The sequence below is a fragment of the Bradyrhizobium sp. WSM4874 genome (genome assembly GCF_055811835.1).
The window spans coordinates 1-21,807 of record NZ_JBVVPR010000055.1 but is presented as its reverse complement, the minus strand read 5'-3'; the positions used below and the strand labels follow the sequence as shown (position 1 = coordinate 21,807).

At 61.1% G+C, this 21,807-nt stretch carries 17 protein-coding genes and 2 pseudogenes; 7 read left to right on the top strand and 12 right to left on the bottom strand.

Features of this window, described 5'->3' with window-relative positions; translation table 11 throughout:
- Positions 1-21: 21 nt before the first annotated feature.
- On the bottom strand, positions 22-1,371 hold the full coding sequence (locus AC0L3P_RS34740) for an 8-oxoguanine deaminase (RefSeq protein WP_473308734.1): 1,350 nt from the start codon (positions 1,369-1,371) through the stop codon (positions 22-24).
- Positions 1,372-1,524: 153 nt separating this feature from the next.
- On the opposite strand from AC0L3P_RS34740, the gene AC0L3P_RS34735 reads away from it, so the two are divergent.
- From AC0L3P_RS34735 to AC0L3P_RS34725, 3 genes are read left to right on the top strand one after another with little or no spacing between them, the layout of a single operon-like run.
- Positions 1,525-2,352 (top strand): FAD binding domain-containing protein, encoded by an 828-nt coding sequence (locus tag AC0L3P_RS34735; RefSeq protein WP_473308733.1) that lies wholly within the window; start codon positions 1,525-1,527, stop codon positions 2,350-2,352.
- Positions 2,349-5,072: a molybdopterin-dependent oxidoreductase gene (locus AC0L3P_RS34730; protein ID WP_473308732.1), complete on the top strand. Its 2,724-nt coding sequence runs from the start codon at positions 2,349-2,351 to the stop codon at positions 5,070-5,072. The genes AC0L3P_RS34735 and AC0L3P_RS34730 overlap by 4 nt, the downstream gene beginning before the upstream one ends.
- A 22-nt stretch (positions 5,073-5,094) precedes the next feature.
- Complete coding sequence (locus AC0L3P_RS34725) at positions 5,095-6,492, top strand: nucleobase:cation symporter-2 family protein (RefSeq protein ID WP_473308731.1); 1,398 nt, start codon at positions 5,095-5,097, stop codon at positions 6,490-6,492.
- Here the strand turns inward: AC0L3P_RS34725 and uraD are convergent.
- The 4 genes from uraD to AC0L3P_RS34705 form a co-directional block, all read right to left on the bottom strand.
- The gene (gene uraD / locus AC0L3P_RS34720; RefSeq protein WP_473308730.1) at positions 6,489-7,376 is read right to left on the bottom strand and encodes a 2-oxo-4-hydroxy-4-carboxy-5-ureidoimidazoline decarboxylase; all 888 of its coding nucleotides are present in this window, start codon (positions 7,374-7,376) and stop codon (positions 6,489-6,491) included. The genes AC0L3P_RS34725 and uraD overlap by 4 nt on opposite strands.
- Before the next feature lie 7 nt (positions 7,377-7,383).
- Complete coding sequence (gene puuE / locus AC0L3P_RS34715; protein ID WP_275169732.1) at positions 7,384-8,319, bottom strand: allantoinase PuuE; 936 nt, start codon at positions 8,317-8,319, stop codon at positions 7,384-7,386.
- Positions 8,320-8,733 (bottom strand): DUF3830 family protein, encoded by a 414-nt coding sequence (locus AC0L3P_RS34710; RefSeq protein ID WP_007601448.1) that lies wholly within the window; start codon positions 8,731-8,733, stop codon positions 8,320-8,322.
- An 89-nt stretch (positions 8,734-8,822) separates the two neighbouring features.
- Entirely contained in the window at positions 8,823-9,101 is a 279-nt protein-coding gene (locus AC0L3P_RS34705; RefSeq protein ID WP_007601447.1) for a hypothetical protein, read from the bottom strand.
- A 228-nt stretch (positions 9,102-9,329) separates the two neighbouring features.
- On the opposite strand from AC0L3P_RS34705, the gene AC0L3P_RS34700 reads away from it, so the two are divergent.
- Entirely contained in the window at positions 9,330-9,548 is a 219-nt protein-coding gene (locus AC0L3P_RS34700; protein ID WP_473308729.1) for a hypothetical protein, read from the top strand.
- Between the two features lie 776 nt (positions 9,549-10,324).
- Here AC0L3P_RS34700 and AC0L3P_RS34695 read toward each other — a convergent pair.
- The 6 genes and pseudogenes from AC0L3P_RS34695 to AC0L3P_RS34670 all read right to left on the bottom strand — a co-directional run bounded on the left by AC0L3P_RS34695 (position 10,325) and on the right by AC0L3P_RS34670 (position 13,152).
- On the bottom strand, positions 10,325-10,507 hold the full coding sequence (locus tag AC0L3P_RS34695; RefSeq protein ID WP_247503627.1) for a hypothetical protein: 183 nt from the start codon (positions 10,505-10,507) through the stop codon (positions 10,325-10,327).
- A gap of 41 nt (positions 10,508-10,548) precedes the next feature.
- Positions 10,549-10,752 (bottom strand): hypothetical protein, encoded by a 204-nt coding sequence (locus AC0L3P_RS34690; RefSeq protein ID WP_473308728.1) that lies wholly within the window; start codon positions 10,750-10,752, stop codon positions 10,549-10,551.
- Positions 10,753-11,179: 427 nt separating this feature from the next.
- The gene (locus AC0L3P_RS34685; RefSeq protein WP_473308727.1) at positions 11,180-11,482 is read right to left on the bottom strand and encodes an H-NS histone family protein; all 303 of its coding nucleotides are present in this window, start codon (positions 11,480-11,482) and stop codon (positions 11,180-11,182) included.
- A 449-nt stretch (positions 11,483-11,931) separates the two neighbouring features.
- Positions 11,932-12,076: pseudogene (locus AC0L3P_RS34680) on the bottom strand (GDCCVxC domain-containing (seleno)protein).
- Positions 12,077-12,124: 48 nt separating this feature from the next.
- Positions 12,125-12,412, bottom strand: a complete 288-nt coding sequence (locus AC0L3P_RS34675; protein ID WP_473308726.1) for a hypothetical protein — start codon at positions 12,410-12,412, stop codon at positions 12,125-12,127.
- A gap of 410 nt (positions 12,413-12,822) precedes the next feature.
- Entirely contained in the window at positions 12,823-13,152 is a 330-nt protein-coding gene (locus AC0L3P_RS34670; protein ID WP_473308725.1) for a PilZ domain-containing protein, read from the bottom strand.
- A gap of 879 nt (positions 13,153-14,031) precedes the next feature.
- Between AC0L3P_RS34670 and AC0L3P_RS34665 the strand changes: the two are divergent.
- Positions 14,032-14,456, top strand: a pseudogene (locus tag AC0L3P_RS34665) (hypothetical protein).
- 123 nt (positions 14,457-14,579) lie between these two features.
- On the opposite strand, the gene AC0L3P_RS34660 reads toward AC0L3P_RS34665, so the two are convergent.
- Complete coding sequence (locus tag AC0L3P_RS34660) at positions 14,580-14,834, bottom strand: hypothetical protein (protein WP_473308724.1); 255 nt, start codon at positions 14,832-14,834, stop codon at positions 14,580-14,582.
- A 2,112-nt stretch (positions 14,835-16,946) separates the two neighbouring features.
- Here AC0L3P_RS34660 and AC0L3P_RS34655 point away from each other — a divergent pair.
- Both AC0L3P_RS34655 and AC0L3P_RS34650 read left to right on the top strand, forming a co-directional pair.
- Entirely contained in the window at positions 16,947-19,700 is a 2,754-nt protein-coding gene (locus AC0L3P_RS34655; RefSeq protein ID WP_473308723.1) for a S8 family serine peptidase, read from the top strand.
- 1,729 nt (positions 19,701-21,429) lie between these two features.
- Positions 21,430-21,807: DUF5939 domain-containing protein (locus AC0L3P_RS34650; RefSeq protein WP_473308722.1), on the top strand; the 378-nt coding region annotated here is incomplete at its 3' end.

Sequence of the window (21,807 nt, the reverse complement as noted above, 5' to 3'; positions counted from 1 at the left end):
TCTTTTTATTTTGCGTGGATACTATCCGGCCTGCATGGCCCGCGCCGCCGAACTGTGGCGCCGGATGAGGTCTGCCACATCAAGGCCGGGGATCGCGCCGTCGATTACGGCCCATTTTCCTGCCACCATCACCCTGTCGGCCCGATGCGCCCCGCACAGCACCAGTGCGGCCAGGGGATCGCCGTGACCGGAGAAGCGCAGCTCGTCCAGCCTGAACAGCGCGAGATCAGCCGCCTTGCCGACCGCGATCTCGCCGAGTTCCGGCCGACCGACGCAGGCTGCCGAGCCCTTGGTGGCCCAGCGCAGCGCATCCCTGTGGCTGACCTTCGTCACCCCGTAGCGTGCACGTTGCAGCAGGAACGCGGCCCGCACCTCCTGCATCAGGTTCGATCCGTCGTTCGAGGCCGAGCCATCGACGCCGATGCCGATGCCGACACCGGCCTCCTCCATCTCGCAGACCGGGCAGCAGCCGGAGGCCAGGAGCTGATTGCTGCAGGCGCAATGACTGATCGTCGTCTTCGCTCTTCCGAGCCGCTTCATCTCGTCTGCATTGAAGAAGATGCCGTGGGCGAGCCACGTCCGCGCGTTGAGCCAGCCGCATTGTTCGAGATAGTCGAGCGGACGGCAGCGAAACATCTCCTGGCAGAACCTGTTCTCGTCCTCGGTCTCGGCGAGATGGGTATGCAGGCGGACGTCGAGCTTGTCGGCCAGATCGGCGGTGGCGCGCATCAGGGACGTCGACACCGAGAAGGGCGAGCAAGGTGCGAGCGCGATTTGCACCATCGCATCCGCGCCGCGCTGGTGGTGCTTGGCGACCACACGCGCGCTGTCCGCGAGGATCGTGTCCTCATCCTGCACGACGCTATCGGGCGGCAGACCGCCGTCGCGCTGCGACAGGTTCATCGAGCCGCGCGTGAGCAGCACGCGCACGCCGAGCCGCCTGGCCACCGCCACCTCGATATCGACGGCGTCTTCGAGCCCTGCCGGAAATACGTAGTGATGATCCGTCGTGGTGGTGCAGCCCGACAGCAGCAGTTCGGACATCGCCACCGTGACACCGAGATCGAGCGCATCTGGCGTCAGCTTCGCCCACACCGGATAGAGCGCCTGGAGCCAGGGAAACAGCTCGCGGTCCATCGCCGCCGGCAGCGCCCGCGTCAGCGTCTGGTAGAAATGGTGGTGGGTGTTGATGAGGCCCGGCAGCACGACGTGGTCGCCGGCATCGAACACCGCGACGTCAGCGGTTGCGGGCGCAGCGCCGGCCGGCACCAGCTCGATGATCTGGCCGCCTTTCACCACGATCCCGCGCTCGGCGCCATCGGCGAGGATAGCCAGGGGATCCCTGATCCAGATCGGCTTTGCGTCGTTCATGAACCTGCTCCTCCTCACATCCGCTGACGACAGGCCTGCAAGGCAGGTACGGGCCTGATTGCGCTTTTGCTGCGACTTGTTGTTGCGACTTGGCGCTCGTCTTGCAAGACTTTCTCCTGGCTCGATTCACTCGTTGGAAGCGTTGGCGTCGCCATGGACTTGAATACCATCACAGCGGTCGCCCATCCGCAAACGCGCACGCAGCTGCCCGTTTGGACGCCAGGTGATGCTTGGCTCGCGGGCGGCACCTGGTTGTTCTCGGAGCCGCAAGTTCACCTGACTCGGCTGATCGATCTCACCGACCTCAAGTGGCCGGCACTGACGGTCACCGAGAGCCATTTCAGCATCGCGGCCACCTGCACCGTTGCGCAGCTCGATGGATTCGCCTGCCCACCAGACTGGTTCGCGGCGCCGCTGATCAACCAGTGCTGTCGCGCCTTCCTTGCTTCGTTCAAGATCTGGAAGACGGCGACCGTCGGCGGCAATCTCTGCATGTCGCTGCCGGCGGGACCGATGATCTCGCTCACGGCTGCGCTGGAGGGCATCTGCACCATCTGGAAGGCCGGCGGCGGCGAACAGATGATGCCCGTCGTCGACTTCGTCACCGGCAACCAGCGCAACCTTCTGGCGCCGGGGGACCTGCTCCGACAGATCGATATTCCGATCGCCGCGCTGAAGCGTCGTACGGCCTTCCGCCGGATCTCGCTGGCGCCGGTCGGCCGCTCGGCGGCACTCCTGATCGGCAGTCTGGATGCCGATGGCACGCTGGCGCTCACGGTCACCGCGTCGACGGTGCGGCCGATCCGGCTGTCCTTTCGCAAGGCCCCCGACGCGAAAGCGCTTCGCGACGCCATCGCGCAGCAGATCACCGACGATCTGTACCACACCGACATCCACGGCAAGCCGCTCTGGCGCAAGCACATGACACTACGGCTTGCCGAGGAGATCCGCGACGAACTCCTCGGAGCACCGCCGTCATGAGCTTCGAGGTCAACGGCAAGCCGTTTTCGCAGAGCCCTCGCGCGGGCCAGTGCCTGCGCACATTCCTGCGCGAGCTGGGCCATTTCGGCGTGAAGAAGGGTTGCGACGCCGGCGATTGCGGCGCCTGCACCGTGCTGCTGGACGGCGAGCCGGTGCATAGCTGCCTGATCCCGGCGTTCCGTGCCGAAGGCCGCGCCGTCACCACGATCGAAGGTCTCGGCGGAGACGGCGGCACGCATCCGATGCAGCAGGCTTTCCTCGATGCACAGGGCTTTCAATGCGGCTTCTGCACCGCCGGCATGATCCTGACCTGCGCCTCGCTGAACCAGGCGCAGCGCACCGATCTCGGCGTGGCGCTGAAGGGCAATATCTGCCGCTGCACCGGGTATCGTTCGATCGAGGATGCGTTGCTCGGCAAGTCCAATATTGAGGAGAGCGTCGAGGCCGGCGCCGCATTCGGCCGCAGCCTGCCGGCGCCAGCAGGCCCCGATGTCGTGCGCGGCAAGGCGCGCTACACGTTCGACACGCAGATCGACGGCTTGCTGCATATCAAGCTGCTCCGTTCACCGCACGCCCACGCGGGGATCGTCGCGATCGACACGTCGGAAGCGCTGAGCGTTCCCGGCGTGCACGCCGTGCTGACGCATGAGGATGCGCCAACCACTCTGATGTCGACCGCGCGGCATGAGAAGGACTGGATGGATCCCGAGGACACCCGTGTCCTCGACGACATCGTCCGCTTCATCGGCCAGAAGGTCGCCGCCGTCGTCGCAGACAGCGAAGCCGCCGCCGAGGAAGGGTGCCGCCGGCTGAAGGTCAGCTACGAGATTTTGCCCGCGCTGGTCGATCCGGAGCAGGCGATGGCGCCGGATGCACCCGTCATTCATCCCGATCGCACCACCGCGAACCGCGTTGCCGACGCCCAGCGCAACCTCGCCGCGGAGACGCATGGCGAATTCGGCGACGTGGCGGCTGCGCTCGCGACATCCGCCGTCACCTTCGAGGGCACCTTCCATAGCCATCGTGTGCAGCATGCCGCTTTGGAGACCCATGGCGGCCTCGCCTGGCTCGATGCTTTCGGCGTGCTGAATGTCCGCACCTCGACCCAGGTGCCGTTCCTGACCCGGCGCGCGCTGTCCGATATCTTCGAGCTTCCCATGGACAAGGTCCGGGTCTTCTGCGAGCGCGTCGGCGGCGGCTTTGGCGGCAAGCAGGAGATGTTCGTCGAGGACATTCTGGCGCTCGCCGCGCTCAAGACCGGACGGCCGGTGAAGCTGGAGCTCACCCGCGAGGAGCAGTTCATCGCGACCTCGACGCGGCATCCGATGCGGGTCCACGTCAAGGCCGGTGCAGACGCGGACGGCAAGCTTACCGCGCTTCAGCTCGACGTGCTCTCCAACACCGGCGCCTACGGCAATCACGCCGGCCCCGTGATGTTCCACTCGCTGGCCGAATCCATCAGCGTCTACAATTGCCCGAACAAGCGGGTCGACGGCACCGCGGTCTACACCAATACGGTGCCGGCAGGCGCGTTTCGCGGGTATGGCTTGCCGCAAACACTGATCGCGGTCGAGGCCGCGATCGACGAACTGGCCAAGCAGCTCGGCATCAGCCCTTACGAGGTGCGCCGGCGCAACATCGTCAAGCCAGGCGACCCCATGCTGTCGCCGCCGCCGTCGGAATTTCACGACGTGCACTACGGCTCCTACGGGCTCGACCAGTGCCTCGACCTCGTTGAGCGCGCGATGCAGACTGATGGTCCGCAGCCGGACCTGTCGCCGGAGTGGCTGATCGGCGATGGCGTCGCGCTGACCATGATCGACACGGTACCCCCGGCGGGCCATCTCGCGGATGCGATGATCGCGCTCAACGACGACGCCGGCTTCGACCTCACCGTCGGCACCGCGGAATTCGGCAACGGCACCAGCACCGTGCACCGGCAGATCGCGGCGACGACCCTTGCGACCACCGTCGACCGGATCCGCCTGCGCCAGTCCGACACCGCCCATGGCGGCCACGACACCGGCGCCTATGGCAGCGCCGGGATGTTCGTCGCAGGCAAGGCGACGCATGCCGCAGCCATGCGGCTCGCGACCGAGCTGAAGGCGGTCGCCGCCGGCGCATGGCTCTGCGACGTCGGCAGCTGCACGCTCGAGGGCGAAGCCGTCGTCAGTGGCGTGCGGCGGATGTCCTTTGTGGAGCTGGCAAAGCTCGCGCGCGAACGCGGACAGCCGTTCGCAGGCGCCGGCAATTCCGGCGGCACGCCGCGTTCGGTCGGCTTCAACGTGCAAGGCTTTCGCGTCGCCGTAAACAAGGGCACCGGCGAGCTCCGGATTCTCAGGAGCGTGCATGCGGCGGATGCCGGCGTCGTCGCCAATCCCATGCAGTGCCGCGGTCAGGTCGAAGGCGGTGTCGCGCAGGCGCTCGGTGCCGCGCTCTACGAGGAGATGGTGATCGACGCGGACGGCCGCGTCGCCAACCCCAAATTCCGCGACTACCACCTGCCCTCTTTCGCCGACGTGCCCCGCACCGAGGTCTTCTTCGCCGAGACCTCCGACACGATCGGACCGCTGGGCGCGAAGTCGATGAGCGAGAGTCCGTACAATCCGGTCGCCGCCGCCCTCGGCAACGCGATTGCCGATGCCACCGGCATCCGCTTCACGGCGCCGCCCTTCAAGCCAGACCGGCTGTTTCCGGCGCTGCATGACAAATTTGGATAGGCCTATTTCGGGAGATTGAATCATGATCAGCGAGGTGCATCCCGTCGACGAAGTCCTGCCGGTCCCGCGCCTGCTCGCGCTCGGGCTGCAGCATGTGCTGGTGATGTATGCCGGCGCGGTCGCGGTGCCCCTGATCATCGGGCGCGCGCTGAAGCTGCCGCCGGAGGATGTCGCTTTCCTGATCAGCGCCGACCTGTTCGCCTGCGGACTGGCGACGCTGGTGCAATGCCTCGGTTTTGCTGGCGTCGGCATCCGCCTGCCCGTGATGATGGGCGTGACCTTCGCATCCGTGGGTCCGATGCTGTCGATGGCAAGTGCGCCGGATATCGGATTGCTCGGCATCTACGGTTCGGTGATCGCGGCCGGCTTGTTCGGCATTGTCGCGGCGCCGTTCGTCAGCCGGCTGCTGCCGCTGTTCCCGCCCGTCGTCACCGGCAGCATCATTCTCGTCATTGGAATCTCCTTGATGCGGGTCGGCATCAACTGGGCCGGCGGCGGCCTGCCGACGCTGACGAAGGTGGTCGACGGCGTCGCCGGCAGCTTTCCCAATCCGGCCTACGGACAGTTGCAGGGGTTAGGCATCTCGCTGTTCGTCCTGCTGTTCATTCTCGGCCTGATCAAATGGGGCACCGGCTTCCTCGCCAACGTCTCCGTGCTGCTTGGCATCATCGCCGGCGCCGTGCTCGCGACCATCCTGGGCGTGATGCATTTCGACAAGGTCGCTGCGGCGTCCTGGGGCGCGCTCGTGATCCCGTTCCGCTTCGGCATGCCGCAATTCCATCTGGTACCAGTTATCACCATGTGCGTCGTCATGGTCGTGGTGATGATCGAATCACTCGGCATGTTCCTGGCGCTCGGCGACATCACCGGCAAGACGGTCGACCGCGAAGCCCTGAGCCGAGGCCTGCGCGCCGACGGCGTCGGCACACTGCTCGGCGGCATCTTCAACACCTTCCCATACACGTCGTTCTCGCAGAATGTCGGCCTCGTCTCGGTCACCGGCGTGCGCTCGCGCTGGGTGACGGTCACGGGCGGCGGCATCATGCTCGTGCTCGGCCTGTTGCCGAAGCTCGCCGCGCTGGTCGAGGCCGTGCCGCTGGTCGTGCTCGGCGGCGCCGGCCTCGTGATGTTCGGCATGGTCGCCGCGACAGGCGCCCGCATCCTCACCTCAGTCGACTTCCGCAACAATCGCTACAATCTCTTCATCGTCGCGATCTCGATCGGCTTCGGGCTGATCCCGCTCGCCGCACCCGGTTTCTTCAGGAATTTGCCGCACGATCTCCAGCCGCTGCTGGAGTCCGGCATCCTGCTGTGTGCGATCGTCTCCGTGCTGCTCAATGCTTTCTTCAACGGGTTGAGCGGAGGAGCTGCGGCGGAAGCGGATGCAGCAGCAGTCGCCTCATCCGCGCAACATGTTTAACTGCCGCGGTAGGTCGAATAGCTCCAGGGCGTGACGAGCAGCGGCACGTGGTAATGGCTTTCCGGCTCGCTGATCGCGAACCGCAGCGGGATCTCGTCGAGGAACGGCGGGTCGGTGAGCTGCACGTTGCGCTCGGCGTAATATTTGGCGACGCTAAACCGGAGCTCGTAGCGGCCGATCGGCAGCGGACGGCCGCCGATCAGCGGCTGGTCGGTGCGGCCATCCGCGTTGGTGACGGCGCGCGCGATCACGCGGCTTTCGCCAAGCTTGGCGAGCTCGACGAGTTCGACACGAATGCCCGGCGCGGGCTTGCCGGCGTGATTGTCCAGCACATGCGTCGAGAGCCAGCCGTGCACTTTCAGCTTGTCGTCAGCACTGACGAGCTGGTCCAGCCGCAGCGCAGCGATGCGGGAGATTTCCTCGAGCGCACGGCGTGTCTCGGTCTTGGCAATGTTCTGCAGTCGCGACTCGAAGTCACGCAGAATGGAATCCTTGGTGTGCCGGCGCGCGCAGACGATATAGGGGATACCAAATTTTTCGCGATACGCATTGTTCGCCCGCTCGAAGGCCGCATATTCGGTGTCCGACAGACGGTCTAGACCAGCGCTGCTCTGCTCGGCAGTCGAGTCAGGCGTGAGTCCCGCTGCGCGCTGGGTCTTGTTCGCGAGGTCGGGATGCGCGCGTATCAACGCCAGCTGCACCTCGGGCTCAGCGCTAGCGATCGCCGCCTTGATCGCGTCGAGCAGTGAATTGATGCCGGCAAACGGACGGCGCGCCGCGGCTTCTTGGGCAATCCAAGGCGAGTCCTCGACCACGTTTTCAAGTACGGCCACGAAATCATCGAAGCTCGCGGCATTGAGATCAGACAAGGCGATCTGTGACATTGCTTCCCTATCCGATCTCGAATGCATCGTCGGCAAGGCCCGCGTGCTTGTCGTGCCAATGCTGTGCGATCTGCAACCGCGTCGGCACCCAAACGCGCTCGTGCTTGCCGATGTAGTCGAGGAAGCGGATCAGGCCCGCCGCGCGGCCGGGGCGGCCGGCGAGACGACAGTGCAGGCCGACCGACATCATCTTCGGCGCGTTCTCGCCTTCGGCATAGAGCACGTCGAAGGCATCCTTCAGATAGGTGAAGAACTGCTGGCCTTCGGCAAAGCCTTGCGGATTGATGAAGCGCATGTCGTTGGCGTCGAGCGTATAGGGAATGACGAGCTGCTTGCTGCTCGCGCCCTTGACCCAATAGGGCAGATCATCGGCATAGGAATCGCTGAGATAGAGGAAGCCGCCCTCCTCCATCAACAGACGGTTGGTGTTGATCGAGGAGCGTCCGGTATACCAGCCGAGCGGCCGCGAGCCGGTCGCTGCGGTGTGGACGCGGATCGCTTCCGCGATTTCCGCGCGCTCCTGCGCCTCGGTCATGTCCTTGTGCTCGATCCACTTCAGGCTGTGGCTGGCGATGTCCCAGCCCGCCTCCTTCATGGCGGCAACGATTTCCGGATTGCGCTTCAGCGCTGTGGCGACACCGAACACGCTGGTCGGCCACTTCCGCTCGCCGAACATCCGCCACAGCCGCCAGAAACCGGCGCGCGAGCCATATTCGAACATCGATTCGATATTGGCGTGGCGCTGGCCGGGCCAAGGCTGTGCGCCGAGCACGTCGGACAGGAACGCTTCCGAGGCAGGGTCGCCATGCAGGATGTTGTTTTCGCTGCCCTCCTCGAAATTGACGACGAACTGCACCGCGACCCGCGCGTCGCCGGGCCATTGCGGGTGCGGCGGGTTGCGGCCGTAGCCGCGGAGATCGCGCGGGTAGCGGGTACCAGTCACTCAGACTTCCTCGAAGCGGATCGGCAGCGCGCCCTTCCACAGCACGCTCTTGCCGAGCGTCGCCAGATTCTCCAGGCCGGAGGTCAGCGTGATGAAATGGTTGCCGGCGAGCTGGCCCATCTTGCTCGCGAAGTGCACGCCGCCATAGGCCATCAGGATCTCGGTCTCGCTGATGCCGCCGGGATAGAGGATGATCTGGCCGGGTGCGGGATAGCTGGTGTGGTTCTCGTAGCCGACGCCGAAATCGAGGTCGCCGAGCGGCATCCACACGCCCTCGCCGCTCCAGCGCACGTGGATGATGTGGCTTTCGAACGGCAGCGCCTTGCGGAACGCGGCGACAGTCTTGGGCGCCGCTTGCTCCTCGAAACGGGCATCGAAGGTGAAGTCGCCGGCGCGGATAACGAGTTTGGTCATCTCATCTCTCTGGATCGGGGGCGGTGGCCCCACGGGGAATTTTCAGGCAAAGAGCACTCCGTCGGGCTTCGCGCAAGGGGCGCGGCCCCTTACCTGCGGTCGTAGGACCAGCCGAAAACGCCACTCCGCCGCGTCTCCGGCTCCGGCTCGGCGGCAGGCTGCGGCGCCTCCCTCAGTTCCGCCTGCGGCGGCGGAGGCGGCACCGGCAGATTTTCGCATTTCATGGAGTAGACCAGCTTGCCGTCCGCGGTCCGCCCGATCGGCGCGCAGGGGTCCGGATGCGCCGCCGATGTTTTTGGGGTCAGCTTGACCTGCGCCACGGCCGGCGAGGCGATCAGCAGAAGGACCAGCAGATATTTCGACATCATTGTCGCCTGAAAACCAGATTTGGTCCATTGAACCGGATTGCGCAGGTCAAGTCCATCGGGGCTACGGGCGCGATTGCCGAATATTTAGCCGAGGCTAGAAAACTGGCTCGCCCCAATGTGATGTCGCGAGCGCTGATATCGGCTGGGCGCGTCGCCATGTCCAGCCGCGACGGCGACCACACAAAACACACATCTCACAGCCGGGCGTCGTCACGGGAGAAAGAAACAATGCAAAGGACTTTCATCATTCTCGGCGCGACGCTGATTGCCGCCGCCACCATCCAGACCGCCGCGGCGAACGACCGCCGTCATGTCCGCAAGGCGCAAGCCCATCCCATCACCCAGTCGGTGCGCGACTCCAACGCCGCGCTGTGGCCGTCGCAGCCGACCGGGCCCGACTGGTCGCGCTATTCCAATGGCGCGATGTCTGCACCCGCGGGACGGTGATATTGAAAGCTTAGAGTTCGGTTACTCCTGGTCATCGCCAATCGTGTCCCGGACGCGCTGCAGCGCGCAGCGTTGCTGCGCAGAGCCGGGACCCAGGGGCGACACGGCGTAATGCGGCGAGATGGGCCCCGGCTCTGCAGCGCACCGTCGAAGGGACGCTGCGCTGCGTCCGGGGCACGAGAGCGGAGCGTGAGGCACGTTCTCTCCACGTCGTCATTGCGAGCGCAGCGACTTGTCCGCCGAAGCTTTAGCGAAGGCGGAAGCAATCCAGAATCCCCGCGCGGCGGCAGACTGGATTGCTTCCGCTGCGCTCGCAATGACGGAGTATGAGGGAGTAGCGCCAATCTTCCAGTCGCATTTTTGAGATTCAGACACGCCTTCGCGTCCTAGCGGTCCTCGCCGCGGCGCTGGCAACCACCTTCTATTTGATCGCCTAGCCGAGGAGCCGCCTGAACCTATGTCGTGTCGGTCAGCATGGGAAAACCGTGCGGAGTCCTCCATTGGCTCAGAGTGTCGCGAGGTCTGCTTCCTGAGGTTTCCAAGGCAGCATCGCCCAGAACCTGCGGCGGCTGGCGTCGCTGGGCGCTCGTCCGCCACCCGCTCGGGCTCTGTGCACTGCGTAGCGTTCCAGTTGCGTAGAGAGCGTCAGGGCCGGCGCATCAAGCCGGTCGTCCTTAGGCGAAATCGCCGAACCATCCATCGCTCACAGCCGACTTTTGCAACGAAATCGGCCAGAAGCTGACGTTGAGGCGCAACACCGTCCAGTTTGTAGGACCTCAGATGAGGTGGAAGGTGATTGCGATTAAGAAGAACACGACCAGTCCGATGCCAACCATCTTGAAGATGTAGGCATCCTCGACATCCCGCCCAAGCCATTCGAAATCTGGCCCCCACAGGACGGTTGCGACAAACCCTAGAACGAACGTAGTGATCACCAGCATCGCGTAAATGGTGCCCATTAATGAGCTTTCATTCGCCTGCGCGATTTTGCGGGATCATATCAACGACGGTCCGTCGCGGCGATGACACCAAATACGCCGATAAACAACCCGGCAAAAATCGAAACGAGTAATACCAAACAATCCGCTGTGACGGCAGTAAATTGCGAACCTAGAACGCGACCTAATAGAAGCATCTTCGCGTTTTTCAGCGCGAGGCAAAGGGCCAGAACCGGACCTTCGTTGCTGGCTTTCTCGCGGATCACAAGTAACGCACAGTATGCCGTATCGCTATCTCGACCTATCAAGCATCCTGCCGTCGTTCGATGCCCGGAAAGCAACATAGCACGGACGACATGGCAGGCGGCCTGCGCGGCTGCACTTGGGGAGTGATCCATAGGCCGAGCTGAACGATCTCTCGTTCATCCACCATACATCCGACACGGCACAATACTTGCTACAGCGCGGGGAGGCCGATTAGTGCGTGCGGAGTTGTTCCCAGATGGGACGAAAGGTCCGGGCTTCAAAGAAGCAGAAGCGTGTTACGCCGGACCTATTGATCCTGGCTGCTGAGCTTGAGAGGCTGAAACGAAAGCGCGCATCAATCCCCGACCTCGAAAAACCCTGGAGCGAACTGCAAGCACTCCGAGAGCAAGTTAGAAAAGCCGAAATCAGACGCCGGCACTGAACGGGCTACGTCGCGGTCCGATCAATACGTAAGTCATCGATCCGTTTTCCAGACTTCAATAGGTTTGTTACCCAGCGAGGCTGCTTACCGCGTCCGGCCCAAGTCTCCGATCCATTTAGTGGGTTTCGATACTTTGGAAGGACCTTGGGATAGCGCCGTCGGGCGCGAACAGTTTGCCGCGTAAGAAACCCAACCGCGCCGCCGAGCTTAGCCAACCGCTCTTCTAGCGCCTTTTGTTTCGCCGCAAGTTTTCCTGGGAGAATGGCCTCGGTCTGGCGGTAGAGATCCCAAAGCTGGTCGATGGACATCTGCGCCAAGGTGTCCCTAGACGGTCTCATATCTTGCTCCCTTTACGGAGGAAACACTGGAAAATTTAGGTTCCAGCATTGGATCTTTTTGTGGTTTCTTAGCGCCTGATCCTCGTCCAGAAATTGACCCTTCGGCGACGACCTGCCTGCGTTCCGCGACATTGCTTCAGCAGCGTGGCAGTTGTTTTTGCCTACACATCATAACGGATCGTGACGCCTTGATTAACGCAAGACGATACCCGCGTTCAGGGCGCCTCGATGCGCTGGAGCCCGCAATGGGTCAAAGGCTGCCTCAAGCCAAGCCGAATGCGCTGTTCGGCTCGCCTCCCGAAAGCTGACACCTCAGTCGTCTGCGCGGAGGGCAGCCACGGGCCACATGCGGGAATGCCCAATGAGCAACTCAAGCCTCACCGCACAAGGTCGGGTGAAGTTCACTCCCTTCAGGCCAGCTAGCTACAGCAGCCCTTGCCATTCTCTTGAACCGGTGGACAGCGATCGGTGCCGAAGGGAACACGCAGCAGTCGCCAGGGAGCGGCTTCAGGCGCTCGCACAGCCTCTGCAGTCATAGAAGAACTGGCAAGCGTCGGTCGGCATGACCTCGGCAGCAGCGTGACCGCACTTGGGACACGTGATCGTGGATGGTCATTTACCTTCAAGCGCGCGGGGGCACCGAGTAAGGAGCTGCCGGCGAGCCTTCTTCAGATCGGTCGCCAGTTTTATCTTCTCTCTCAAAACGAGGATTTCGGAATATTCCTTTTGGATCTCTGGGTGGATGCGAAGTGCTTCAAGCTGCTGGGCGGTCAGTTTGAGAATCGCGGCAATATGCGTACTCTGGATGTGGTGCATGGCAATCAAATCCGCTGTTGAAAAACGGAACGGAAACGATACCGCGAACTGCGGTGCGGCGTCGCCGGAATAAACAGCCAACATTACTGTCGTTTGATGCAGCGCCTTCCTTTCTAGCGGAGCTTCCTAATCAATTCGCGGAGGCCTGCGGCATAATCTTCGATGATGCGCCCTCCGGGCCTCGTCGCTCTCGCGGGGTTGCCCTTTCTGGCTTGTCCGGCGGCTTATCAATCATGGCGTCACACCATCCGTCCGGCGGCAGACAGCTTTGATCTGGATCAATTTTTCGCTCCAGGGTGAGCGCGATGCGTTGGAGTCCGCAATGGGTCAGAATGCGAAAAACTCAACGTGAGCAAATCTGGTCCGTCATGCCTCGGTGAGCGGGCCTCGTGGAGGGGCGCGACTTTGCCGATTGGCCAACACCCAAAACGGCCGCCCTATCCGATCGCTTCTCAGCGCACGCGAGAATTATGTCGAAACATGAGCTAAGGAGCTCAGAGCGGCAGCACATGATTGGTAGTCAAGCCGCACCACGTTGTGGTGTTGCTGCAATCATTCGCCAATTTCGGCGAGCTGCGGCGCAGGACGAAGCACACGCCGCAAAGTGTCTGCTTCCTCCACATGACACGGCAGGTGAAGGTTTCGGAATGTTCGTCGAACGATAGCGCAAATTCGCTGGCGAATATGTAGTACGGCGTGGAGATGCAGGCTCCCAGGGTGCTGATGTCGCGCACCACGCACGGATGGGTCCCACTCAATCCACCAAACGACAGCCGCGCCGCCCGGTTGATCGGTATCCGCTCCATTGCCCGACGTTCGACCATGGCGAGATTCTCCAAATGAGGAGGTAACTTCCAATCGAGCGATCGCAGCGATCGCGATTGCACCTCTACGTTTTCCGATCCCGCCGAGCCCGGAAAACGGCAATATCTGCACGTTGATCTGCACGGCCCAGGCTAACAAGCAGTATTATTGTCTCATTAAAATTAAACCAGACCGCGTGGTTAATCCGCCGACGTTGGTGCCCACCTTACAAGCAAATGAAACCGCTCAAGGACAGGTCTTTTTCCGCAAAAGTGAAGTATTTCACAGCACTTTCACAAACCTGAGCTACTATTAGTTGAACTTAATGGATCATTTTATGTCTCGGCCTGACGACAGTGGTTTTTAAATAGTCATAATAAGGGGTGTTGATGAGTAGGCGTGGTCAGGGGCACAACCGCATGACGGTTCTGCACGAACGCGTTTGGTTTCTAAGATCTCAGCTGACAGAGCTTCAGAACCTTCGCAGCCGGGTTGAGCAAGCCGAGGAACGAAAAGTCGGCAAACGTTCAAAAGTCACAGGTGTCTCGGCGATGCGTCGCCGATTGCGGCGACAGCGGCGTTTTGTTTTCTAGCCGCAAACCGTGGCGACGAACGTGCCGTAGGCTCGCAGCCACGAAAAGCCTTCATCAGAGATCGCTCTGGCCGAAAAAAGCGCCCGCGTTGACTTGTCCGGCTTTGGGTCAAAAGCGGCGGTCGCGGCAAGTGCAGCTCGGCGTCGGTTTACCTTTGTCAGCGGACATCACGCCGCTGAAGCGCTCTTCGGGTTAAGTCATGAACGGACCCCCTTCTCGCTCGGAGAGTCGTAGTCGGATCTCCATTCGGAGAGGTCGCTGTTCTATCCGCGGTTGGTCGGCGGCTAGACCCGTCGGGCGCAACAAATGTTCTTGTTTAGACGCGGTAGCATCGGCAGTAGTGTGCGTTTGCGCGCCCTGCGTGCGCTCTATCAAAGCTTCATCAAGCAAAATGGCCCGGAAGCGCGTGCGCAACGTCTTCTGCGCGATTGGTTATCTCCACAGCAGCGTGCGCAATATGATGCCGAGGTTTTTTCGAAGACACCGGCTCTCACACCGGCCGACGATATCGAATTCATCAGGGCACCATGAGCAATGTTTTGCAGCTTGATGAAGAAAAGCAGCCTAAGATCGGCTGGTGTTTCGTTCCCGAACGGGCTCTGCTAGCTGGCGACGTGATGCTCGCCCAGAAGATCGCGCTCGAAACCGACGAAGCCGCGGTGCTCGCGCTTGCCCACCGGTTTTCTCCGAGACTGCCCTCTCTGCCCCGAGTAGCGCGGCGCGCTTACTAGGCCTCTCATGGGCGGGGCCACCGCTTGCGACAGCGGCAGCCCCTAGCGGCGGAGGCGGCGTTTACCTCCGCGGCTACAGGTAGCCTCAACCCGGCGATCGCTTTGTGCAATGTGATCTACCTGTTAGGCCTTACCCGGCGGCTTGCCGGCGTGTTTCATGACGCGCTCCTGGATATCGGCCATCGTCCTGGCAAACGCTTCGCGCAGCTGCTCTGCGTGAGCTGCGTTCTCCGGTTCACTGAGATATGCAATCTTGATCAGCAGCCTATTCAACGGATAGGTGATGCGTAGATTTTCCGAGTGCCGGGACCGCAAGGCCGTGATCTGCCGGCGCATCTCGGCGAGATCGAGCGTTTCGTGTTTCGATGGCCTCTTCAATATGAACTCGCGCATGGCCCGCAGAGGCCGACGCGCCGAGTATAATGGCGCGAGGGCTCGCCTGCGTGGACCCGAACGGGACAATGTCCGGTGCGCAAAGCTAACGCTCCAATGCGCCGCCGCAAGCAAAGCCTGAGATTAAGATTGATGTCAGCGCTGCGAGTTAATTCTGGAACTGGTCAGCCCTAGTCTGCTCATGATACTTCTGCCGGGCGGCTGAATTCCCTCGGTTCTTGCGAGCGGTACGTAGTGACGATCGCCCGATTCATCCGCGATGACTAAAACTCCGGAATTGCTGGGCCCGTTCTCTTCATCGCTTCCGCCATGAGCTCACGTCAGCGCGTTCAGCGTCATTCAGCCTCCGCGCATCTGGCATATTTCTATGCCTCCGTCATCTAGCGTTATCGTCGTCTCAAGGCAGGAATCCGATTGAACAGAAATCTGTTTGGGAAGCAGATTTGCAGAGACGCTAGCACGCTGGGCAGGAAGCCGTGAGCACGGCTACTATCAAGTCCGACGCCCGTTCCTGCCGCCCGCCGCCCGTTAACCAAGATTATCGAGGCGCCTTAATCTGGACTGATTTGATCAGGACGCTTTGCGGCTCCCGCGTAGGAGCGTGCCACGTGATCAGGACCGTCGCGCTTGGAGTAGTTTGCCTGGCTGGCCTCGGTGCAATTGCCGCGGCCGCAAAGAATCACCGCCGCCGCGACCTGCTGAGATCGTTTTCCCAGTCGCAGCCGGCGACAAGGCCGATCGCCTGCCAATCACCAGCATTCCGGAAACGACAACCGAGGCCGACAAGGTAAGTGTCGTTTACATTGCACCTGTCGAAGATCATCCGGTCATTCCGCCCCAACGCCACAACCCTCAAAAGAAACAAACGCCCATTTGGCTGCTGACTTCGTTCCTCGCCATTGGCACGATCCACACGATCTGAAAACAAAGGCGACCAAGCCAACGTCCAGCGACACAAGACAGGCTAACAGGCGCTCGCCGCGCGGGAGCCCAAATCAGATTGCAGAAGCAAGAAGCTATCGTACTGAGGGACTAGACGGCCTTTTGCGGAAGCTCAACCTTTCGTCTCGGTGCCAACCGTAGCGTCCCCTATCAGAGCCACTGGCTGCAGATGCAACAAATCTTCAGAGTTGTGGAGAACGGACGAAAAATAAGACCATTGCAATACAAGTGGCATTTAATCCGACGCAGTGAGTCGGAGTTCCGAAGTGCCAGACATTTGGTTTCCACTTCTTGCGGCCGGCCTCGTCGCCGCACTCCTATTTTTTGCGTTCCGACGATAACTCGCCCCGCGCACGTGTGGCAATGAATCCTCAGCCGCTGCTGAAATCGCGGTTCCCCGCGCGAGCTTCTTTGACTGTGCAGAAATGCGAAGGTTCACTTCTGAGACTGGAGGTGGACGTGACTACCTGGTTGCTCAGTCTTCTTGTTGTTGTCAGCGTCGGCATTTTGATCGCGCACATTGTCGACGCAATGCGCTCCTGAATGCGCTCGAGAAGCAAGACAAGGGAACGCAGTTTTACTTTGCGAGTAAGGCCGCAAAACGTTCATTGTTTTGACGCCTAATGCGACACCCCCCTAGCGAGAGGAGCCGGCGGGCTGGCTCGGAGACTATAGCCGCTCTGCCGTCTGTTAAGAGCGATAACACTAAAATGGAAGCGACGGCCGCGCCCATTCGCATGTCGTGGGGTCGCGGCGATATCGACTATGGGATCACAGAGCGGAGATACCAGACCCGACGAAGCAGGTCGGCGTTTGCGCTGACGGCTAGCCTGGGCTCACTCACTCGTCTGCAACCCCGCCTCGCTCTGCCCGTTCGCGGATGTGTGGTTATGGAACGATGGGCCGATTGGGTTCACGAGCCTGCCTGTTCTGAATCGAACTAGCAATCCTGTGAACTAAATCACTGCATAATCTTCCGTCGTGCTGTTAGGGTTCATTTATTGATTTGCTAGGATGCTCAACGCAAAAGCTTGAGCGCGACCGCGTCGTGATGTCGGCGCGAGCAAATTTGATCCTGCCGGCTTGTGCGCCATTGTGACGATTCAGGAATCGGATCAAAGTCGCCTTGTAAGAATGTTCATTTGGAGGAAGCCAATGAACGAAACCTTCTTACCCAAGCGTTTGGCCTATTGCTGCCGTTCAGCGCGGTTGAAAACATTCGTTGCGGCCTTATTGGTTGCTGCGCCTGTCGCGCTTGCGTCTGCGCAGAACGTTGCTCCCGCGGAAGGCGCGTCTAGCGGCCAGAATAGCGCTATGCGCATCAATCGGGACCGTGAGGGTGACCCCATTTCGCTCGAAGCCGTCCAGGACGGGGTCAGAAACTTCGAATTGCGCCAGGCGGGCGTTGGGCTACCTAATGCCACGAGCGCGGATGACACCAAACGTCGCGGCTTCGGGCCGACCAAGTCTGACGTGGCGGATCGGTTGGTTCTCCCGGTCGATCGCAAGCCGCCGCGCGATGCACTTCCGCATCGAGGCGCCGAGGCGACAACAGTCCAAACGGAGGCGCCCAACAGGCCGCTGTCTGCGCCAAAGGATCGCCCAAAGCCTCCAGCCGATTATCCTTCGCGCGGCGCGTCGGATGTCCGATCATTTGAGGCCTATCAGCTTGGGTTCTCGGGAGGGACGACGACACCGGCCTCCGGGGTCGACCCGCGCATACGATCGGATTTAGCGGCAGGGGAGCGGGCTGAGACCTATGCCTTTCTGCTGATGGAATCGCTGCCGGACGCGGCCACGGAGCGCATGCTGATGAGCGAGTTCGGGGTCGCATCGCTCGGGCTGCATGGGACAGCACTCAAGGTCCGCGTCCCCCTGCAAGCACAGGCGTTGGAGGGTATTGCCAAATTGCCCGGGTTTAGATCATTGGCTTACCCCTCACCCGACCAAAAATTAGCGCCGGAGCTGAAATCTGCCATCGAGCGTCTCGGCGCTGAGGTGGTTCGATTTCCAATTATTATCAGCCTGTTCGAAACTGATCCCAAAACTTCGTTCGCCGAACGGGTCCAGGCTACGGGTGCGGAGGTCGGTCGCTACGACCCGGTGTTGCGCAGCTATGAGGCTCTCGCAACACCCGACGAGATCCGCATTCTTTCCGGTTTGGATTTCATCCTGTTCATCGAAATCGAGCGCCGGAGCGGGGGCGGACACGATCAGAGCATGGCTACGAATGGAATCGATTACATCCGTGCGTCCGGCTTCCTGGGTGCGGGGACTGTATTGGGCTTACTCGACACCGGCGCCATGTTGGGAAGTGCGGCCGCAACCATGCACCAAGACCTCAACAAGAACGGTTGCGGGATTAATTTCACGAGCGACGCCGCGGGCGTTTGGAATGATCAGAATGGCCACGGCACTCACGTCCTCGCAACCATCTCCGGAACTGGCACTGCGAAAGCGCGGTTCCGCGGCGTCGCAACTGCGGTCGGCTCGCGTGAGCGCATCCGGGTTGGAAAGATCTGGAAATCGACCAACACCGGACAAAACTCTTGGCTGCGGGACGCGATCGACTACATGGCGGACGCAACCAGCTGCGACGCGCCACGGCCCTCTGTCATCAATCTGAGCGGCGGGGCGAGCGGATCGGGACAGACCGGAACCGATTCCGAATCGCGCAAGCTCGACGCCCGCGTCTGGGAAACCCGCCAGGCCTACATCGTGTGCTCCGGCAATAACGGCCCGGGCGCGCAATCGATCTGGTCTCCCGGTGTGGCCAAGAATGCGCTTACAATCGGAAACGTGCAGGACGCGGGATCAAGCCTAGTTGGCGAACTGTCTGGCAGCAGCAGCCGCGGCCCGACCGGCGATAATCGGATGAAGCCAGACCTTGTTGCAACGGGCGCTGTCGTGACCTCCGCGCAGGCGGGAACGACGGACGGTTATACGGATAAGAGCGGATGCAGCATGGCAACGCCCCATGTCAGTGGCATTGCGGCGACGTTGCTGGAGCACTATCCCGATTTCAGAGATCGACCGCACTTGCTGCGTGCCCATCTCATGGCTTCCGCTACGCTGCATTCGGACGAGGTCAGTCCGGCGAACAACACCGGTGGCGGACGCAATGATTTTGGGCTCGGACGCGTCTCCGATTATCAATCGCATTGGGCGCGCCTCGACCCCAATGGCTGGAGCGGCCATTGGGCGTGGATGACAATCACCGACAAGTCTTGGGGCTTCTTCGACATCGACGTGCCTCGAGGTACCAAGCGGGTCGTCGCTGTGCTTACTTGGGACGAGCCCGAAGCGAGCGCAGGAGCGTCACAGGCGGTGACATACGATGTTGACCTGTGGGCCGATCCCGGCGCCCGTTGCACGCCGGACGCAGTTGGACAATGTGGTGGCTGGGCCTCGCAGTCTAATATTGACAACGTCGAATATCTCATCATCGACAATCCGCCTCCTGGCATTCTCCGGCTCAAAGCAATCAACTGGAGAGCTCCCTCATTTGGCTTGCCGGTGGCAATCGCGGCTAAAATAATTCGCGGCGATCCAACGCCTGCGATTTCGATGGCGGCTACTCCGAGCACCACGTCTCCCGCGATCGGCTCGACCTTCACAATCAAGACGACCATTTTCAACCCGAGTTACGAGGCATATGGGGTTCAGGTGTCGGCGGCGGCAGCGTCTAGCGGTCTAAGCCTGCTCGGGGTCTCGACCACCCGCGAGGATGGGGTGGCAATGGATTTTCCAAATGCGGCCAGCCTCACACTTGGAACTGTAACGGAGGCCGATACGCGCTCCGCCATCTGGAAATTCAGTGCCACCTCGCGAGGCCCGCAGACCGTCCGCTTCAGCGGCCGCTCCAACAATGGCGGCACCGTCTTCAAGAGCGTAACTGTTACACCTTGAGCACTCAGAACTGAGTTTGACCAAGTCGCCTGAGACATTCACACTTTGCTGTCAGCCAGAGTTCATGGTCGGCCGACTCACGAATGAATAGTTGTTGACGCCCAGGGGAGAGCACCAGGGTTCGAGACGATAGCCCGAATAGCGCACCTCCCGGATCAGCAGCTTCGGACCAGAAGCCGACCTTCGGCAGAGATTCGTCGGATCGGTCGGTTAACGGATTAGTAACGGCTTCTTGCCAGCCTGCAACCATTGCAGATCGTCGCAGCGGCGTCTTTAGAAAGCATATCGTTTCTCTCAGTTCATACCTGCTCGGTTGGCAGTCTCATCAAGGGACAAGTCCGCTATGTGCAAGGGAATTCTGATTTCGCTTAATGCGCTATTCCTTTTGCTGATTTGCGATCAGTTCTGGTCGGACGGCCGCTATACGGATGTTGCTATCGTGATGGCGAAACACATCAGTCGCTCTTTCGGTGTCTGATGCAGCCAGTTTCCACGAGCTCGAAATGACTGACGCAGATGCTCTTGACGCATTGAACCAGAGAGAATGCCCGGATTGCTGGTCAAAAAAGATGTTATCTGGATTGCGGGTTGAAATTGCGGAGCACTTGGAATGCCTCGCCTGTGAGGCACGCTTTTACGTTGCTCCGCGACCTCCACATGCCTTAGTTTTTATCCGACAATAGGCCCATGCGAGAATCAACAATCGCTTGCCATGGGTCAACAGCGCCTGCCGTCATTGCCGACCATCTGCCTGCAGCCGCGACAGATCGTAAGCTTGCGCTTCAATGCCTCATCTACTTGCTCAACCAGGGCTGTGCCGCGATGTTGTCTGCCCCCGAATTGGGCTAGGAAGGTCTTGCTGCGCGGGACTTCATGGTTCGCGCCGCGTAACTTGACGTTTTACTATCGTCGACCGTGCCGACGCTAAAGCGATCGTAGTCCCCGGCTAGGCTGAGGACCGACGCAGGCGCGCCGATCAATGGCGTAGACAAAACCTTGTCCGACGCTGCCGGCCGGAGAGCGTCGGTCCGCGATGACGGCCCGCCATTGGTCTTCGCCGAAGGCCTTGGATTCTTGGCCGGCGCCGGTGGCGACGATACCTTGGCCGCCGCCGTTGTCGGCCAGGCATTCTTAGGGGTGGCCGGAGTGCCGGCTCCCGTTCGCTCGACGGCGGAGCGAGCGGAAGCGGCGGAGCGACTAAGGTCTGACCTTTGGCGCCGCCCTGCTACCAAACGCCAGCAGACACGAAGCCAACGACCAACAGCGTCGCGCTTTTCATCCGCGTCGTTCAAACGGCTTTAGTTGACCATCGACGCATGATCCTCCGAAGTATCCAGGTCATATGGCGATCAACGTCGACGGAAATGGGAGGGAGGGGCGTCTGCACGAGTCCGGAGCTTATTTTATAACGTAGCGCGCACGGCCCGCTCTAGAGTCAACGCACCGCTCTCATGGACATGATGGACCATATCAGACACTGCCTATCGATCAAAGTGTCGCATTGCCGACTGATACAGGCCAATAGAGCTGACTTTTCTTATCCGGCTCGGTTCGACTAAAACCAGTTGGACACAAAGGGACCGCGTCGATTGTCGGGTGGCTAGTCGAATGGCCGACTATCCAGTATTGCCGGCCTGGAGCGAGGTATCATACTGATATGCAAGGGTCATCGCCAATCAACGAAGGCCTCCTGAATCAGCGCCTCATAGAGCTCGGGTCGATAGCGAGCTTGGCGCCGCAGACCCTTTCGGATCTCGAAGGTTTTATTCGCGCCTCCGGCGACTATGATCTCTTTCGCGTCAATCCTATCCAATATGCGACTGCCAACGGACTAAGTGACGCCGAAGGAATCGAGCTGTTCGTGCACGCCGCTAAGGTTGGCCTATTCGAGATGCAGTGGCTGCTCATCTGCGCCTATTGCCCGCAGGTCGCCGGCACTTTTCGTGAGCTGGACCAGGTTCATCCACGTTTTCAATGCGAATTCTGCAACGCCCTCAATGAGGTGGCGCTTGACGATTACATCCAGGTCACCTTTACCGTCTCGAGTTCGGTTCGCGACATCCTATATCGTCATCCGGGCATGCTGTCCGTCCAGGACTACTATCTT